Below are 17,058 nucleotides of genomic sequence, written 5' to 3'. Positions count from 1 at the left end.
TTAATTCTAGCTCATTACACTAATTCTATTGTTAACTGCCTTTAGACTGTTAACCAAAATAGCGGTTAGCTCATTTCCTTCTTTCCAAATTGTTTCTAATTCAGATATTCCAATCCATTTTTTTTCTGCTATGATTTCGATCCAAAATAAAGTTTCATCAGCTTTCTCTAAAACAATCTCCATTTTTGATGCAAATTCTTCGTCGCTTTTTGATCTACAAACCGCTCTATAATCTGCTCCAACCGAAGTTCCGCTTTTAATAATTTGACTTGCAATTATTTCACTTGAACCAAAATTTGGTAATTTCTCTGCCAAATTTATTACCATCAAAGAAAATTTCTTTGTTCTTACTTTCATTCCATCTGTCGTCATACTCTATAATATCTTTTTTTTGATTAACGTGTTTTAAACCTTAGTCCTTACTCTTATTATAGATTATGTACTGCTTGCTTAAACTGTTTTCCTCTGTCTTCGTAGTTTTCGAATAAATCAAAACTTGCACATGCTGGAGACAATAATACTGCGTCACCTTTTTCAGTTAAACGCTGTGCTGTTTTTACAGCATCGGCCATATTATTAACTTCAACCATGATATCAACTACATTACCAAAAGCATCAATTATTTTTCGATTATCAACACCAAGGCAAATAATTGCTTTTACTTTTTCACGAACCAATGACATTAACTCATTGTAATCATTTCCTTTATCAACTCCTCCAACAATCCAAACTGTTGGAACATTCATACTATCCAATGCAAAAAATGTAGCATTTACATTTGTTGCTTTTGAATCATTGATATATTGTACGTTCTGAATTTTCAGAACTTTTTCTAAGCGATGTTCAACGCCTTGAAAATTAGATAAACTCTCACGAATTGTTGCATTTCTTATTTGCATCAATTTAGCTACTGAACTTGCTGCCATTGCGTTTTTCAAATTATGTTTTCCTTCTAAAGCAATGTACTCAGTATCCATTGTAAACTCTTCTTGGTTAATCTTAATTTCCATTTTGTTGTTTTTTATAAATGCTCCTTCATCGAATTCTTTAGTCAATGAAAAAGGAATTAGTTTTGCTTTTGTCGTATTATTTTTTAACCATTCGGCTGATGCTTCATCATCGCCATCATAAATAAGATAATCACTCTCCGTCTGATTCATTGTTACTCGAAACTTCGAGTTAATGTAATTCTCATACTTATAATCATATCTATCTAAATGATCTGGACTAATATTGGTTATGATAGCAATATCTGGCTTGTAATCTATGATTCCGTCCAATTGAAAACTGCTTAACTCCAGCACATAAAAATCGAATTTGTTTTCGGCTACCTGCCATGCAAAACTCTTTCCGATATTACCTCCCAATCCAACATTTAGTCCTGCTGATTTCAGCAAATGATACGTTAACATCGTTGTGGTTGTCTTACCGTTGCTTCCTGTAATTCCAACTGTTAATGCTTCTGTAAAAGGCTTTGCAAACTCTATTTCAGAGATTACTTTAATTCCTTTCTCTACCAGTTTTTTAACTATTGGTGACTTTTCAGGAATACCTGGACTTTTCATTACCACATCGGCATTCAGAATCAAATCTTCTGTATGCTTTTCTTCTTCCCAAGCAATCCCATTAATGATAAGAACTTCTTTATAACTCTCGTTTATCTTTCCATAATCGGAAACAAAAACATCATATCCTTTTTTCTTTCCAAGAATAGCAGTACCTACACCACTTTCTCCTCCTCCTAAGACTACTAACCTCATATTATCTTAGTTTTAATGTTACAATAGATAATATGGCTAACATGATGGCAACAATCCAAAATCGGGTTACAATCTTACTTTCGTGATACCCCTTCTTCTGGTAATGATGATGCAATGGCGACATCAAGAAAATCCTTCGACCTTCGCCAAAACGTCTTTTTGTATATTTAAAATAAGCTACTTGAATAATTACCGAAGCACTCTCTGCTAAGAAAATACCACAGAATAAAACAATCAGCATTTCTTTACGAACCGCAATTGCCAAAACAGCTATAATCCCTCCTATTGTTAAACTTCCCGTATCACCCATAAATACAGATGCTGGAAATGAATTATACCAGAGAAATCCAATTAATGCTCCTACAAAGGCGGATATAAAAACTGTCATCTCTCCCGAATTAGGGATATACATAATATTGAGGTAATTCGAGAAAATAATATTTCCTGAAAGAAATGTAAATATCCCGAGGGCGAGCACCGAAACTGCTGAAGTTCCTGCCGCAAGACCATCTATACCATCTGTTAGATTAGCTCCATTAGAAACTGCTGTGATGATGAAAATTACAACTGGAATAAAAATTAACCAAGCCCATTTCTCATATCCTTCACCTGTCCAAGCCAATAACTCAGCATAATCAAATTCATTATTTTTAAAGAAAGGAATAGTTGTTACTGTTGATTTTTCTTCAATTAACGCTGGAACTATAACACTCGTTGTTGATTGAACTCTATAAATATCACTATTTCCTGTATCTGTTCTTACCGTAACATTAGGACTGAAATAAAGTACAGAACCTACAATTATACCTAAACCTACTTGTCCTATTACTTTAAAGATTCCCTTAAGTCCTTGTTTGTCTTTTTTGAAAATTTTAATATAATCATCTACAAAACCAATTACTCCCATCCAAAGCGTAGTCACAATAAGCAACACGATATAAATATTATGAAGTTTAGCAAACAACAAAACAGGTACAAGCGTAGCAAATATGATTATTAAACCTCCCATGGTTGGTGTACCTGCTTTTTCGTTTTGACCTGCAAGACCAAGTTCACGAACAGTTTCTCCAACTTGTTGATTCCTTAGGAAATTAATAATTCTTTTTCCATAAATTGTAGACAAAAGCAGCGAAAGCAAAAATGCCAATGCTGATCTAAAAGTAATGTACTGAAAAACACCTGTTCCCGGTATGTCTAATGTTTTGTCTAAATATTCAAATAAATAGTATAGCATATATCTGGTTTTATTTGTTTAGTTGTAATAAAATCTCCTTAACAATCTGCATATCATCAAAATCATGACGTACTCCATTTACCTCTTGATATGTTTCGTGCCCCTTGCCTGCTATTAAAATAATATCGTTTGGCTGTGCCAATTGACAAGCTGTTTTTATTGCTTGTTTTCTATCTGTAATTGCCAATGTTTTTTTATAATTTTGTGGTTCAACCCCTTTTTCCATCTCACTTATTATAGTTTCTGGATCTTCATTTCTAGGATTATCAGATGTAAATATTGCTTTATCACTTAGCTCTGACCCAATTTGTGCCATAATAGGACGCTTGGTTTTATCTCTATTTCCTCCACAACCTACAACCGTAATTAATTGTTCGTTTTTAGTACGAATATCATTTATGGTTTTCAACACGTTCTCTAATGCATCTGGTGTATGAGCATAATCTACAATAGCTGTGATATTAGAATCTGAAACGATAAACTGAAAACGTCCTGAAACACTTTCTAAATCCGATAACAATCGCAAAGCTTCTAAACTATCAATTCCTAATTCGATTGCTGTTCCGTAAATAGCCAATAAATTATAAGCATTAAATGTCCCTATCAATTTTACCCAAACTTCATTATCATTTATTTTTAATAATAAACCTGATAATTGATTTTCTAAAATTTGTGCTTTATAATCAGCATAAGATTTTAAAGCATAGGTACGTTTTTGAGCAACAGTATTCTGTAACATTACTGGACCATTTTTATCATCGATGTTCGATAATGCAAAGGCTGTTTTAGGCAGTGAATCAAAAAATGATTTTTTAACATCTCTATACTCAGCAAAAGTTGGATGATAATCCAAATGATCATGAGATAAGTTTGTAAAAATCCCACCTACAAAATGCAAAGCTTCTGTACGTTTTTGATGAATTCCATGTGAACTCACTTCCATAAAACAATACGTAACTCCAGCTTCTATCATTTCATTTAAATAATGATTGATTGTAATTGAATCTGGGGTTGTGTGTGTAGCTTTATATTCTGTTTCGTCAACTAATATTTTTACCGTAGATAATAAACCTACTTTAAATCCTGCTTTTTTAAATAATTGATACAACAAGGACGCAATCGTAGTTTTTCCGTTTGTTCCTGTAATACCCACTAATTTTAATTTTCCTGATGGGTCACCAAAATAGTTTGCCGCCATAAAAGCCAAAGCCGAGTTGGTATCTTTAACTTTAATATAAGTAACTTCTTTTGCTAAAACTTCTGGCAATGTATCGCAAATGACAGCAGTTGCTCCAAGTTCAATTGCTTTTTGAATATAATCATGACCATCTGAAAGCGTACCACGAATGGCAACAAAAACATCATTCGCTTCTATCTTTCTAGAATCAAAATCTATTTTATGAATAGCAATATCTGTTGAACCAGTTACTGATTCAATAGCTACTTTGTATAATATGTCTTTTAATATGTTCACGATAATTCTAATACTATAGTTGTGTTTTTAGCTATATTCTCTCCTGCCTGAAGCGATTGTTTTTTCACTTTTCCTATTCCAACAGCTTTCACTTTAAGCCCTAAATTTTCAAGTAAAGCAATTGCATCCATACCCGACATTCCTTTTACATCAGGAATAGATTGCTTTTTTTGTACTTGCGTATAATAAGCGTTGTAATTATTTTCTTGTTTTGGAATCTTTACATCCAATTTTTTTATTTCATTCGTTGATGGTGCATCTGTAAAAATCTTTTGAGCGATTCTTTTAAAAACCGGACCTGCAACATCGGCTCCATAATAATTATTACGTGATGTATTTGGCTTATGCACGACTACAATACAAGAATACTTAGGATGATCTGCTGGAAAATACCCTACAAACGAAGAAGCATAATACAAGCCTGATCTGTCTTTATTTCCGTAATTAACTTGAGCCGTTCCTGTTTTACCTGCCATAGAAAAGTCTTTTGAATACAATTTAGACCCAGTTCCTCTTTTTACCACATTTGCCAAAACTGCTTTTAGCTTATTAATGGTTTCTTGCGAACATATTTTAGGATTTAAAACTTCAACATCAAACTTTTTAATGGTTCTATTCCATTCTTTTATTTCCGAAACAAACTGTGGTTTAACCATTACCCCATTATTTGCAACTGAATTATAATAAGTCAAGGTTTGTAATGGCGTTACCGAAACTCCATATCCAAATGCCATCCATGGCAATGAAACCCCTGACCAATGCTTGTCTCCAGGCTGTGGTATATAAGGCTTTCCTTCTCCTTGAAAATGCAATCCTAATGTTTTATTTAATCCATAACTATTAATGCGATTCACAAATTTGGATGGATTATTTTTATAATTATCATACACCGCCTGAACCATTACTGTATTAGATGATAATTCAAAACCTCTAGCCAATGATATTTTACCATACCCGCCTCTTTTTGAATCACGAACAGCTCTTCCGTAATAACGAACTTCCCCATTATTACAATCGAAAACTGTACTGGTATCAGCAACCTTATCCTCTAAAATTGTCATTAAATCAACTAATTTAAAAGTTGATCCTGGCTCATGCGACTCTGCTATAGCATAATTTGTTGTTTCATAATACGAACCATCATCTGCTCTCCCTAAATTAGAAATTGCTTTAATATGTCCTGTTTCAGTTTCCATTACCACTACACAACCATGGTCTGCCTCATAATCTTCTAATTGTTTTAGCAAGGCATGATGTGCGATATCCTGAATAAAAACATCTATAGTCGATATTACATCGTATCCATCTTGCGGGTCTACTTCGTTTACATCACGAATAGGTTTCCACTGTCCTTTTGCAATCTTTTGTTTTAGAATTTTACCATCCTTCCCATTCAGGTATTGTCTAAACGCCCATTCGATTCCTTTCCCCGTCGGATCTCCATTAGGACCGCCTTTATCATAACCAATTGTTCGTTCGGCAATTTTTCCAATAGGATGCTCTCTCACTGTTTCCTGTTCAATGATAATTCCTCCTTTATAAGGTCCTAGTTTAAACAACGGAAACCCTTTTATTTTTACATAATCTGTATAACTCAGTTTACGAGCTATCAAGAAATACCTATTCTTATTCGCTCTAGCCTTTCTTAACTCATTTTGGTAATACCCACTAGGTCTACCCAAAACAACCGACAGTGAATCTGCAAGTAATTTTACATTCTTTTCAAACGCTTCCGTTTTTGGTGCAACCGCATCGAATCGAATTTCATAATTAGGAATAGAAGTCGCCAAAAGACTCCCATCTGCAGAATAAATATTTCCTTTATTTGCCGGAATAACAAAATTTTTCACCGTACGTTGTTTGGCCAATTTTCTATAATAATCACCCTCAACCCACTGAATATTAGTTAACTTCACGACAATACCAATCGCCATCAAAAAGATGAAGGCTGCTACCAGATAAACTCTGTAGGATATATTTTTATCGTCTACTGCCATATGCGTTTAAAAAAGCTTTTTTCTTTTTCTTTCTTTACTTCAATTTTAATTGGTGGAACTGTTGATGGATAAATTTCTTTAGCAAGCATTTTTTCCGATACTGTCGATTCCATTTTTAACTTCATCAATTCCGAACGTCTGTCTACAAACTCTGATCGCAATTCCTTTACTTCATTGTTCAATTTTGCAATTTCAAAAACCTTTTGTTCGTATCGTTGTGTATTTGCAATCATTATTATCGCTAGCAGAATTATAAAAACGATAAAACGCCAATTTTTCATAGCGTCATCATTAATAAGAAATCTTGCTTTTAATATATCAAATACTCCGTTTTTCATTATACCTTATTATAGTACTACATTTTTTCAGCAATTCTTAACTTTGCACTTCTAGCTCTGTTATTCATTTTAATCTCTGCATCATCAGGAACTATTAGCTTTCCGATGGTTTTAAATGGAACTGAAAAATTTCCATAAAAATCACGTTCTGGCTCCCCTTCAAACATTCCGTTTTTAATGAAACGTTTCACCAATCTATCTTCCAATGAGTGATATGAAATAACACTTAATCTTCCACCTGGATTCAAGATCTCTAACGATTGCTCAATAAATTCTTTTAATACATCCATCTCTTGATTTACCTCGATACGGATCGCCTGATAAATCTGAGCCAATATTTTATTACGAACTCTTTCAGGTAAATATTTTGCCAAAACTTCTTTCAATTCATCTGTAGTTTTGATAGCCTTGTTTTCTCTAGCCTCTACAATTGTTCTCGCTAAAACAGGAGCATTTTTCAATTCTCCATAATCAAAGAAAACTCTACGCAAATCTTGTTCGTCGTATTCATTTACTACACGATACGCATTCAAATCATTCTTCTGACTCATTCGCATATCTAGCTCTGCATCAAAACGAGTAGAAAATCCTCTTTCGGCAACATCAAATTGGTGTGATGAAACACCTAAATCTGCTAAAATTCCATCTACCCCTCTTACACCGTGAAAACGCAAGAACCTTTTTATAAATCTAAAATTTTCATTTATCAAAGTAAACCTTTCGTCTGGCAAAGCATTTGCCAAAGCATCTTCATCTTGATCAAAAGCAAATAATTTTCCGTTTGGCCCTAGCCTACTTAAAATCTCTTTTGAATGTCCCCCACCACCAAACGTCACATCTACATAAATGCCGTCAGGCTTAATATTCAAGCCATCTACTGTTGGATGAAGCAAAACCGGATTATGATATTCCATTGTCGTCGTCATTTATATTTCCCATTACTTCTTCGGCTAAATCTGCAAAATCCATATCTTCGCCGCTAATTGATTTTTCGTATAACTCTTTATCCCATATTTCAACAATATTCACCGCAGATGAAAACACCACGTCTTTCGAAATACCAGAAAATGCCATTAGATCTTTCGGAACTAACAAACGCCCTAATGCATCAATCTCAACAATCTTAACTCCAGCGGTAAACCTTCTGATAAAATCATTGTTCTTCTTTACAAAACGATTCAGTTTATTAATTTTCTGCATCATCAAATCCCATTCTTCCATCGGATACAGCTCCAAACACGTCTGAAACACGGAACGCTTCAAAACAAATCCGTTTTGAAGTGAGGTTGCCAACTGCTTTTTTAGGGGAGCTGGCATTAGCAGCCTCCCTTTAGCATCGACTTTACACTCATATGTTCCTACAATTGTGTTCAAAAAAATGCATGGTTATGTTATACAGCAAAAATATAAAAAATATCACCACAATTTACCACTTTATACCACTTTGTTGATAAGTTTAACCACTTTTACCCAAAAACTCTTAAATTATGCACAGTCAGATCGTTAGGTAATTCAAAAATTACTGTAAGAATGATTCTACATAACAAAAAATGAAGTCCAGCTATTAAAAAATATGGGGTGGTTTTTGGCAATTTTCATGAGAAAAAGAAAAAAAATTAAAACATCTAGCAACTGATTTTTAGCTATTTATTTCTTCGACTAAAATTATCTAGTTAAAAATTGTTTTCAAAAATCCATATTTATGTATTAAACCCTATATTTGTCCAAATTGAAATCGGTATTTAGTTAGATGGATAAACATTACAAAAAAGAAGGCAGATACAGCTATTATGAAGCTGGAGAAGGGACACCAATTGTTATATTACATGGCCTCATGGGAGGACTAAGTAACTTCGATGCCGTAGCCGAATATTTTTCAAATAGAGGATACAAAATAGTAATACCCGATTTACCGATATACACACAAAGCATTTTAAAAACCAACGTAAAAAGTTTTGCCAAATATGTTAAAGACTTTATCACATTCAAAGGATTTGATAAGGTTATTTTACTAGGAAATTCATTAGGTGGTCATATTGCTCTATATCACACAAAATTATATCCTGAAAAGGTAGCGGGACTAGTAATAACAGGAAGCTCTGGCCTTTACGAAAGTGCAATGGGTGATAGCTATCCTAAAAGAGGAGATTACGAATACATAAGAAGAAAAGCCGAAGATGTATTTTACGATCCGAAGATTGCAACTCCCGAACTTATTGATGAAGTTTATGCCTCAGTAAATGATCGTATAAAATTAATCAAAACACTTACCATAGCAAAAAGTGCCATTCGTCATAATATGGCAAAAGACTTACCAAAAATGCAAGTAGAAACTTGTATCATCTGGGGTAAAAATGACAAAGTAACTCCACCGGACGTAGCCGAAGAGTTTAACAAATTACTTCCTAACTCTTCTTTATATTGGATTGACAAATGTGGACATGCTGCCATGATGGAACATCCAGAAGAGTTTAATAAAATTCTTGAAGAATGGTTGAAAAAAACCAATTTATAATAAACACTTTCGAATTTGAGGAGGTTTTAGAAATAGTATAGATATGAAAATAAATACCGCCGAATTTATAATTAGTAATTCAGATGTTAGCAAATGTCCTAAGGACTTCTTGCCTGAGTATGCTTTTATAGGAAGATCAAACGTAGGAAAGTCTTCTTTGATCAACATGTTGACCAATCATAAAAACTTAGCAAAAACTTCTGGTCGTCCTGGAAAAACACAATTGATAAATCACTTCTTGATTAACAACAATTGGTTCCTTGTCGATTTACCAGGATACGGTTATGCCAAAGTTTCCAAAAAAACAAAATCTGTTTTCCAACAGTTCATCACCGATTACTTTGAAACTCGCGAACAATTAGTTTGTGCTTTTGTATTAATCGATATTCGCCACGAAGCACAATCTATCGATATTGAATTCATGTCGTACATGGGCGAAAGCGAAATTCCATTTTGTATCATTTTTACCAAAGCTGATAAAATCAGTAAAACTAAAATTGATTCTCATATTGCAGCTTACAAAAAGAAAATGTTTGCCAACAACTGGGCCGAAATGCCTCATTATTTTGTAACATCCGCAACAGAATCTACAGGTAAAGATGATGTCTTAAACTACATCGACGAAGTAAACCAAGAGGTATTCAAAAACAACTCAGGGTTTTAGATTAAAACTTCAAAACATAAAAAAAATCCCAAATTCTAAGATTAGAATTTGGGATTTTTTTATATCATTATACTTCTTCTTTCTTTTCAAAATAGGATAAAGAATCAACCAATTCAGTTTCTTCCATTTTTCTTTTAGCATTTAAAGCCCTCCATTCTTTAAAAATTAAAAACTGATACAAAATATAAAATAGGGAATTAAAGAACCAGAAATCCAAAATAAATGGCTCTGTAAAAAGCACTGAATCACTATTACCACTCAAAAAAATACTAGCACTACTAGCTAAATAAAGTATTAAGCCGTTACAGAAATAAAAATAATCATGCTTAACTTTCTTGAAATTCTGTATCAAAAAAACTAAGGAGTAGAAAATCAACAATGTCGAAATTACTCCAATTTCAAACATATTAAAACGCCAATAAAGACCTGGTGTAATATAATATTGTACACTTAGCAAAATCAAAACCACTGCTAAAAAAAACAATACAATTCTTTTTAAAACAACACTTGAAAATATGTTGTAAAAAAAAACACTCAATACTATAAATTGAAAAACAAAATAGTAATGAGAAAGAAAAAAATTAGCTCCCGGATTCAAAAACCCAATAATATTGCAACATAACTCTTCTATAAATAAAAGAATTAAATAGATAGTAATTATATTGTACAATACATCTTTGCTCTTTCGTTTCAACCAAAAGCAAATACTATTTACAAGTAAAAAGAACAATCCAATTAGACTTATAATAAAAGGAAATAACATAATAATTGATTTCATTAAATTACAACTTTACTTTTTTCAATATAGCTTACCGAATAAATATACATAAAGTTCTAATTAATTTCAATAAAAAAACAAATCCCAAATCCCTAGTCGCAAAACTGGAATTCAGGATTTGTATTAAATTTTTTCGGGTTTTATTTTTTCAATTCAAGTTTCTCTGCAAAATAATCACAGAAATCCTTCATTGTATCCGACATCTTCTCATCATCTGTAGCACGCTTAAATGTATCTGCCATTGCTACTAAGGTTTGGTGAAAGAAAATTTTCATTTCATCTACAGGCATATCTTTCGTCCATAAATCAATACGCATGGTTTCCTGCACTTTACTATCCCAAATAGAAAGCATAATTGCTTTTGCATCTTGCGCTTCGACTCCTCCATCTTTTGCAGACCATTTTAGCTTTTCTGGAACTCTATTTTCGTCTAATTCTATAAGGAATTTAATTTCTGATGTTTGTGTATTATCTGACATTACTTCTTAGGTTTATATTTTGATTTTTCAAAAATTTCTTTTGCGTTGGTTTTTAATAATTGTTCAATCGGCACATCATTGTTTTTCATGTACGAACGTACAATTTGCCACCCAATCCAGGTTCCAACACGCCCTGGTGATTCATTATCTATTTCGAGGTAAAACTTAGAAAATGGTGCTGTATTTATAAATCGTGTTGTAAGTTTTACATCATCACTATACAACAACTCTTTTTCTATAAAATAACGCCACATATAGCCTTCATTCTCCTCACACCATTTTATTTGCTCTGGCGTATAACCTATTTTATCTGCATCCGTATAATCTGGCAAAAGCAAATCTTTTAGATACAATTGCTTCCCATAATACACCATTTTGTTTATCAAACTTTTATCGGTAATTGGCGAAATTTTCTTCAGTGAGAAACTAGAAACTACATCTGGCATAATTTGCTTCTCTTCAAAGTTCTCCTTTATATAATTTGGAAATGTATAGAACTTATGTTCTTTTCCTAAATACAACTCAAGCGCAACAACAACTAAACTATCTGCATAAATTGCTTTATTATTATAATCCATTTCAGAAATTATAGTAATTACTTTTGGTGTTTTTGTTTTAGGAAAATAATACTCGATATGCTGAAACAAGCTATTAAATTCTTTACGAACCGGCTCAAAATCTCCATATTTTTTCTGAACCTCAGCATACAACTCTCTCCAAAGCGGATTTTGCATTTTCTCTAACCAAACCGAGTCATCATTCCCTTGCGGAAAGAAAAAAGGATATTCTTTTTTCACCTTCGCTAAATCTTTGGGTTGGGTTTCAAAAAACACTTTATCAAAACGCTCCACTTTAATATCAACAGGAATTTCTTCTACCGCTTTTTCAATTTCACTTTTTTTATCGCAGGACAAAAAAAAGACACCTAGAGCGATAGCAAACCGATATATTTTCATTTTATTTTAATTAAGTTTGTGTTGCAAATTTTATTAAGTACTGACTACTTAAATATAATTGTGCAAATATACATTCCTGCATTTTAAAACTTAAACTATTATGGCTAAAAAAAGCACTATTCAAACAGAAAAAGTAAATACCTACATTGTAGAGTGGCTAAAAGATTACGCCAACAATGCTAAAGTGAATGGTTTTATTATAGGAATTTCTGGTGGTGTTGACTCAGCTGTAACCTCAACATTATGTGCTCAAACTGGATTAAAGGTTTTATGTGTAGAAATGCCAATATATCAAGCTCCAAATCAAGTTTCTAGAGGAAGAGAACATATCGATCAATTAAAAAAACGTTTCCCAAATGTTTCTAATATCGAAACTGACTTAACAAGTACATTTGAAGCTTTTAAAGCGGCAACCCCTAGCGATGGTGATATTGCTAAAGTTAATTTATCACTAGCCAACACTCGTGCTCGTTTGCGTATGACTAGCTTATACTATCTAGCAGGTATTCATGGTCTATTAGTTGCTGGAACAGGGAACAAAGTTGAAGATTTTGGAGTAGGTTTTTACACAAAATACGGAGATGGTGGCGTAGATTTGAGTCCAATTGCCGATTTAATGAAATCTGATGTGTATGCATTAGGGGTATTTCTTAAAATTCCTGACTCAATTTTAACAGCTGCACCTACTGATGGTTTGTTTGGAGATAACCGAACAGATGAAGACCAATTGGGTGCAAATTATGACGAATTAGAGTGGGCAATGTTAGCCGATGAACTAGGAAAATCAGCTACTGACTTCACTGGAAGAGAAAAAATTGTTTTCGAAATATACAAGAAATTAAACACAGCCAATCAGCACAAAATGAACCCAATACCTGTGTGTTCTTTACCTAAAAAGTTAAAATAATCATTTTTATGTTGATTTACAATAAATTACAGAATTTATTTATTAATTTTACAATTCCAAAAAAAAATGAACAATTCTTAAAAAGGTAAAACTATGATTAAAGTATGTTTAGCAGACAACCACCCTGTGACGCACTTTGGCGTTAAGTCGTATTTTAAAGACCATGATGACATTTCAATCGTTGCAAATGTAGGTAACTTTACGATGGTAAAAGACATTCTTCAAACTAAAGACATTGATATTCTTATTTTAGATTTAGAATTAGAAGGTCTTGCAAGTATTTTTGAAGTTAAGTCTATTCTCAAAAACTTCCCTAAAACAAAAATCATCATCTTCAGTAATCTATCTGAACAAATGTATGCTCCAAATGCTATAAAAGCTGGTGTTTCTGGATACATTCACAAAACAGAAAAATTAGAAACTCTGGGGATTTCGATTATCAAAGTACATGAAGGGAAAATTATCATCAATGAAACTGTACGTAAAAACATGGCATTGATTGCAAAACAGAGCAAAAGCGAACGTCTATACCGAAAATTATCAAACAGAGAAATTGAAGTATTACGTTACTTAAGCGATGGTAAGAAAAACAATGAGATTTCTAAAATTCTAAATCTTAACGAAAAAACAATTAGTACTTACAAACTAAGGTTACTAACTAAATTAAACGTTACCAATCTAGTAGATTTAGTTAATAAAGCCAAAACACTAGAAATTATTTAATTATGGTAACGGGACATCACTCTCCCTAATTTTCTTGAAAACGAATTAATTAATTTTGAGTAGTCCATAACCATCATTAAAAGCTCCATATTATCTTCCTTAGGGTCTGATACTATGGAGCTTTTTAGTTCTTCAATTATCTTATCCACCAAAAACCAACGCATAGACATGATTGTCTCTGTCACGTATTGACTTATTGATTCTGACTTCCCCTTCGAAAAAATATTTTGTCCTTCCCAGTCATGAAGTGTCACTTTTTCATCCTCCATTAAAATATCCGTTACCTCCTGAGCAAATTCAGGCTCCAGACGCATTAGATATTGCTCTAAATTAAACTTTTCATGCTGGTTATAGAATGCTATTAAATTTGTAAAAACATCTCTAAACAGCGTATTAGACAACTCCACCTCATCTTCCTGTAAACTCAGGTAGATTCTTTGATAAACCTTATATTCTTTAATTTCACTAACAAGCACAACTTCCCCTTCTTCATTTGCCTTAAAAAAAGCATCTTCAAACTTCTCTACTTTATCTCCATAAAGCAATAAAATTTCGATTATTTTTCTTTCTAAACCATAAAGGATATCTATTTTTTCTGCTTGCTGCTGTTCTGGATATCCTGGCTCTCCCGGATAATAATCATCTGGTGCACCTCTTGGATCTTCTGGATCTCCTCCCGAAAAGCCTGTATTTTTTGGTTTCTGGTTTCTTAAAACCTCAAAAGGTTTTTGCTCCTGCTTTTGTTTTTTTCCAACTTCAGCAACATCTTTTTGAAGAAGCTGCGCCAAAGTACTTACAAGTACTTGCTCTGAAATATCCATAATTCTAGCACACTCCTGAATGTAGACTTCGCGCTGAATACGGTCTGGTATTTTAGAAATACTCGTAACCATATCCCGAATTAAATCGGCCTTCTTAACGGGGTCATTTTTGGCCTCATCCATTAAAAGCGATGCCTTAAACTGAATAAAGTCTTTAGCATTCTCATCTAAATAAGCTACTAAATCATCATACGGAGTCTTTCTAGCAAAACTATCTGGGTCGTCTCCGTCAGGAAAAGTACATACTTTTACGTTCATACCTTCTTCTAGAATCAAATCGATTCCTCGAATAGATGCACGTAATCCAGCTGCATCCCCATCAAAAAGTACTGTAATGTTTTTTGTTAATCTATTTATCAATCTAATCTGATCAGGTGTCAAGGCAGTTCCCGAAGAAGCAACTACATTTTCTATTCCTGCTTGATTAAACTGTATTACATCGGTATATCCTTCTACTAAAAAACAATTGTTTTGTTTAGCAATAGATTGTTTGGCTTGAAAAATACCATACAATACTTTACTCTTATGGTAAAGATCACTCTCTGGTGAGTTTAAGTATTTTGCCGCTTTTTTATCATTTGTAAGGATTCGCCCTCCAAAACCAAGTACACGTCCCGACATACTCTGTATCGGAAACATAACACGTCCTTTAAATCGATCAAAAGGACGATCATCTTTAGGAATTGTTAGTCCAGTACTTTGCAAAAATTCTAGTTTATATCCTTGACCAAGCGCTTCTTTAGTAAAAGCATCCCAGGTTTCTGGAGAATATCCTAATTCAAATTTCTTGATTGTTTCGTTTGTAAATCCTCTTTCCTTAAAATACGAATATCCTATTGCCTGACCTTCATCTGTATTTAAAAGTACATTATGAAAATATTTTTTGGCAAACTCTGAAACTAGATACATACTTTCACGAACATCAGTTATGGCTTTTTCAGCATCCGTTTGTTCGGTTTCTTCAATTTCGATATTATATTTTTTGGCCAAATATCGAATGGCTTCAGGATAGGTAAAATGCTCATGCTCCATTAAAAATTTAACTGAGTTCCCTCCTTTTCCTGTACTAAAATCTTTCCAAATCCCTTTTACAGGTGACACCATAAACGATGGAGAGCGCTCATCAGAGAACGGACTCAATCCTTTATAATTACTTCCTGCTCGTTTTAAAAGCACAAAATCGCCAATAACCTCCTCTACACGAGCAGTTTCAAAAACAGTATCTATGGTATTTTGTGAAATCAAAACGTATTTATTTTTTAAAGATTGAAGCCTGTAAAATTACATAAATCAAACTTCATATTTAAATTAAATATGACACAAAAAAAGCACTCCTTTCGAAGTGCTTCATTACTAAAAAACTAACTCAATTTAATTAATTAAAATCAAAACGTAATCCTAACGAAACATTGTTTTGTTTTATCTCATTATCTGCAAATAAAGGATTCAAGTCATATTTTAAATACAAACTCATGTCTTTATACCCCATATATGTACTTAATCCATAAATGAAATTATTTACATTATAATCTCCTTTTGATACTACTTTTTCTTTTATATCCTCTTGATCATATTTCAGAATCTGTTTTGACTTAACATTGATTCCTGCATACCCCCCTATACCAAAACGAAAGCTTTTATGTGTTCTAAAATAAGTTTTCCCATTTTCTGTCTTACTTCCCGAAAAGTCAAACTCTAAATGTGCTGGCATAACTAAATAAACATTTCTAAAACGAGATTCATCTAAATTTATCGGATTAACTTCTAGAACTGTCTGTTTTCCATCTACAACAAAACTACGATTCTCTGTAGGTCGAATATTATTGTACATCACTGACAAACCATATTTAGCATGCAATAGATTATGGTTTTTTAATATTCTTGAATTAAATGTAAAACCCCATTCGTAAAAATGTGAACCCATAAATTTATAATCTGAATTTTTCAACCTTCCATCGGTTACCAAATTATTTAATCCTGCTGCAAACACAAATTGTGATGTCGTTCTCTTTTCTCTATAAATTGAATCTTTTCCTTTCCAACATCTTCCAATTGAATATCTACTAGTAGAATCTCTTTCCATAATTTTTCCGTCTACTTTTTGTTGTACTAAATCATTTAATTCATTTTGAGCAACTGTAACTTTTTGCTCGATTATAATTGCTCTTGCCTCTGCCAATTGTCTTTTCTTTTTATCGGCTTCTTCTTTTGTAATTTTCCCCTCAGAAAGTTGAACATTTACAACTTCAACTTCTTCCTTTAAAGCTGCTTTTTCTTCTTTGGTTACTCTCTCTATTTTATTAGCAATTTGTTTCGCTCTAGATTCAAATGTTTCCTGGCCTATCATTTTACTAACAAATAAAAATAGGATGAGGACTAAGTAAATGGTAAAATTTCTCATGATGATTTTTT

17 protein-coding genes are annotated in these 17,058 nt (G+C 32.8%); 4 read left to right on the top strand and 13 right to left on the bottom strand.

Annotated elements, in window-relative coordinates; all coding sequences use genetic code 11:
- Nucleotides 1–6 precede the first annotated feature (6 nt).
- From LNQ49_RS16265 to LNQ49_RS16230, 8 genes are read right to left on the bottom strand one after another with little or no spacing between them, the layout of a single operon-like run.
- A complete protein-coding gene (locus tag LNQ49_RS16265; RefSeq protein ID WP_129540966.1) occupies nt 7–372 on the bottom strand; it encodes a four helix bundle protein in 366 nt (121 codons plus the stop codon).
- 56 nt (nt 373–428) lie between these two features.
- Nucleotides 429–1,760 carry a UDP-N-acetylmuramoyl-L-alanine--D-glutamate ligase gene (murD, locus tag LNQ49_RS16260; RefSeq protein WP_229990077.1) on the bottom strand — a complete coding sequence of 444 codons (1,332 nt, stop codon included), beginning with the start codon at nt 1,758–1,760 and terminating at the stop codon, nt 429–431.
- Between the two features lies 1 nt (nt 1,761).
- Nucleotides 1,762–2,994, bottom strand: a complete 1,233-nt coding sequence (gene mraY / locus LNQ49_RS16255) for a phospho-N-acetylmuramoyl-pentapeptide-transferase (RefSeq protein WP_229990076.1) — start codon at nt 2,992–2,994, stop codon at nt 1,762–1,764.
- Nucleotides 2,995–3,004: 10 nt separating this feature from the next.
- A complete protein-coding gene (locus LNQ49_RS16250) occupies nt 3,005–4,468 on the bottom strand; it encodes a UDP-N-acetylmuramoyl-L-alanyl-D-glutamate--2,6-diaminopimelate ligase (protein ID WP_229990075.1) in 1,464 nt (487 codons plus the stop codon).
- Nucleotides 4,465–6,465 (bottom strand): penicillin-binding protein, encoded by a 2,001-nt coding sequence (locus LNQ49_RS16245; RefSeq protein WP_229990074.1) that lies wholly within the window; start codon nt 6,463–6,465, stop codon nt 4,465–4,467. Before LNQ49_RS16245 ends, LNQ49_RS16250 begins: the two co-directional genes overlap by 4 nt.
- A complete protein-coding gene (locus tag LNQ49_RS16240; RefSeq protein ID WP_229990073.1) occupies nt 6,456–6,803 on the bottom strand; it encodes an FtsL-like putative cell division protein in 348 nt (115 codons plus the stop codon). Before LNQ49_RS16240 ends, LNQ49_RS16245 begins: the two co-directional genes overlap by 10 nt.
- Before the next feature lie 17 nt (nt 6,804–6,820).
- Nucleotides 6,821–7,729: a 16S rRNA (cytosine(1402)-N(4))-methyltransferase RsmH gene (rsmH, locus tag LNQ49_RS16235; RefSeq protein WP_229990072.1), complete on the bottom strand. Its 909-nt coding sequence runs from the start codon at nt 7,727–7,729 to the stop codon at nt 6,821–6,823.
- Nucleotides 7,704–8,177, bottom strand: a complete 474-nt coding sequence (locus LNQ49_RS16230; RefSeq protein ID WP_129540959.1) for a division/cell wall cluster transcriptional repressor MraZ — start codon at nt 8,175–8,177, stop codon at nt 7,704–7,706. The genes rsmH and LNQ49_RS16230 overlap by 26 nt, the downstream gene beginning before the upstream one ends.
- 376 nt (nt 8,178–8,553) lie before the next feature.
- On the opposite strand from LNQ49_RS16230, the gene LNQ49_RS16225 reads away from it, so the two are divergent.
- Together LNQ49_RS16225 and yihA are read left to right on the top strand one after the other, a co-directional pair.
- Entirely contained in the window at nt 8,554–9,318 is a 765-nt protein-coding gene (locus LNQ49_RS16225; RefSeq protein WP_229990071.1) for an alpha/beta fold hydrolase, read from the top strand.
- A 43-nt stretch (nt 9,319–9,361) separates the two neighbouring features.
- Nucleotides 9,362–9,982, top strand: a complete 621-nt coding sequence (gene yihA, locus LNQ49_RS16220) for a ribosome biogenesis GTP-binding protein YihA/YsxC (RefSeq protein ID WP_229990070.1) — start codon at nt 9,362–9,364, stop codon at nt 9,980–9,982.
- 67 nt (nt 9,983–10,049) lie between these two features.
- On the opposite strand, the gene LNQ49_RS16215 is transcribed toward yihA, so the two are convergent.
- The 3 genes from LNQ49_RS16215 to gldB all read right to left on the bottom strand — a co-directional run bounded on the left by LNQ49_RS16215 (nt 10,050) and on the right by gldB (nt 12,195).
- The gene (locus LNQ49_RS16215) at nt 10,050–10,760 is read right to left on the bottom strand and encodes a hypothetical protein (protein ID WP_229990069.1); all 711 of its coding nucleotides are present in this window, start codon (nt 10,758–10,760) and stop codon (nt 10,050–10,052) included.
- Between the two features lie 140 nt (nt 10,761–10,900).
- Entirely contained in the window at nt 10,901–11,239 is a 339-nt protein-coding gene (gldC, locus tag LNQ49_RS16210; protein WP_229990068.1) for a gliding motility protein GldC, read from the bottom strand.
- Nucleotides 11,239–12,195 (bottom strand): gliding motility lipoprotein GldB, encoded by a 957-nt coding sequence (gene gldB, locus LNQ49_RS16205; protein ID WP_229990067.1) that lies wholly within the window; start codon nt 12,193–12,195, stop codon nt 11,239–11,241. The genes gldC and gldB overlap by 1 nt, the downstream gene beginning before the upstream one ends.
- Before the next feature lie 100 nt (nt 12,196–12,295).
- On the opposite strand from gldB, the gene nadE reads away from it, so the two are divergent.
- Nucleotides 12,296–13,102: an NAD(+) synthase gene (gene nadE, locus LNQ49_RS16200; protein ID WP_229990066.1), complete on the top strand. Its 807-nt coding sequence runs from the start codon at nt 12,296–12,298 to the stop codon at nt 13,100–13,102.
- Nucleotides 13,103–13,195: 93 nt separating this feature from the next.
- On the top strand, nt 13,196–13,825 hold the full coding sequence (locus LNQ49_RS16195; protein WP_035618090.1) for a LuxR C-terminal-related transcriptional regulator: 630 nt from the start codon (nt 13,196–13,198) through the stop codon (nt 13,823–13,825).
- Here the strand turns inward: LNQ49_RS16195 and dnaG are convergent.
- The gene (gene dnaG / locus LNQ49_RS16190) at nt 13,822–15,891 is read right to left on the bottom strand and encodes a DNA primase (protein ID WP_229990065.1); all 2,070 of its coding nucleotides are present in this window, start codon (nt 15,889–15,891) and stop codon (nt 13,822–13,824) included. The genes LNQ49_RS16195 and dnaG overlap by 4 nt on opposite strands.
- Before the next feature lie 130 nt (nt 15,892–16,021).
- Complete coding sequence (locus LNQ49_RS16185) at nt 16,022–17,047, bottom strand: F0F1 ATP synthase subunit B family protein (protein ID WP_229990064.1); 1,026 nt, start codon at nt 17,045–17,047, stop codon at nt 16,022–16,024.
- Between the last annotated feature and the right edge of the window lie 11 nt (nt 17,048–17,058).

It is taken from the genome of Flavobacterium pisciphilum (assembly GCF_020905345.1).
Classification (GTDB): Bacteria; Bacteroidota; Bacteroidia; order Flavobacteriales; family Flavobacteriaceae; genus Flavobacterium; species Flavobacterium pisciphilum.
This window is presented reverse-complemented; position numbering and strand designations above follow the sequence as displayed.

Excerpts from the sequence above, each read along its gene's own strand:
- rsmH (WP_229990072.1), bottom strand. The coding sequence starts at position 7,729 with ATGACGACGACAATGGAATATCATAATCCGGTTTTGCTTCATCCAACA.
- LNQ49_RS16225 (WP_229990071.1), top strand. The coding sequence starts at position 8,554 with ATGGATAAACATTACAAAAAAGAAGGCAGATACAGCTATTATGAAGCT.
- yihA (WP_229990070.1), top strand. The coding sequence starts at position 9,362 with ATGAAAATAAATACCGCCGAATTTATAATTAGTAATTCAGATGTTAGC.
- gldB (WP_229990067.1), bottom strand. The coding sequence starts at position 12,195 with ATGAAAATATATCGGTTTGCTATCGCTCTAGGTGTCTTTTTTTTGTCC.
- nadE (WP_229990066.1), top strand. The coding sequence starts at position 12,296 with ATGGCTAAAAAAAGCACTATTCAAACAGAAAAAGTAAATACCTACATT.
- LNQ49_RS16265 (WP_129540966.1), bottom strand. The coding sequence starts at position 372 with ATGACGACAGATGGAATGAAAGTAAGAACAAAGAAATTTTCTTTGATG.
- gldC (WP_229990068.1), bottom strand. The coding sequence starts at position 11,239 with ATGTCAGATAATACACAAACATCAGAAATTAAATTCCTTATAGAATTA.
- LNQ49_RS16240 (WP_229990073.1), bottom strand. The coding sequence starts at position 6,803 with ATGAAAAACGGAGTATTTGATATATTAAAAGCAAGATTTCTTATTAAT.
- LNQ49_RS16215 (WP_229990069.1), bottom strand. The coding sequence starts at position 10,760 with ATGAAATCAATTATTATGTTATTTCCTTTTATTATAAGTCTAATTGGA.
- murD (WP_229990077.1), bottom strand. The coding sequence starts at position 1,760 with ATGAGGTTAGTAGTCTTAGGAGGAGGAGAAAGTGGTGTAGGTACTGCT.
- mraY (WP_229990076.1), bottom strand. The coding sequence starts at position 2,994 with ATGCTATACTATTTATTTGAATATTTAGACAAAACATTAGACATACCG.
- LNQ49_RS16195 (WP_035618090.1), top strand. The coding sequence starts at position 13,196 with ATGATTAAAGTATGTTTAGCAGACAACCACCCTGTGACGCACTTTGGC.
- LNQ49_RS16245 (WP_229990074.1), bottom strand. The coding sequence starts at position 6,465 with ATGGCAGTAGACGATAAAAATATATCCTACAGAGTTTATCTGGTAGCA.
- LNQ49_RS16185 (WP_229990064.1), bottom strand. The coding sequence starts at position 17,047 with ATGAGAAATTTTACCATTTACTTAGTCCTCATCCTATTTTTATTTGTT.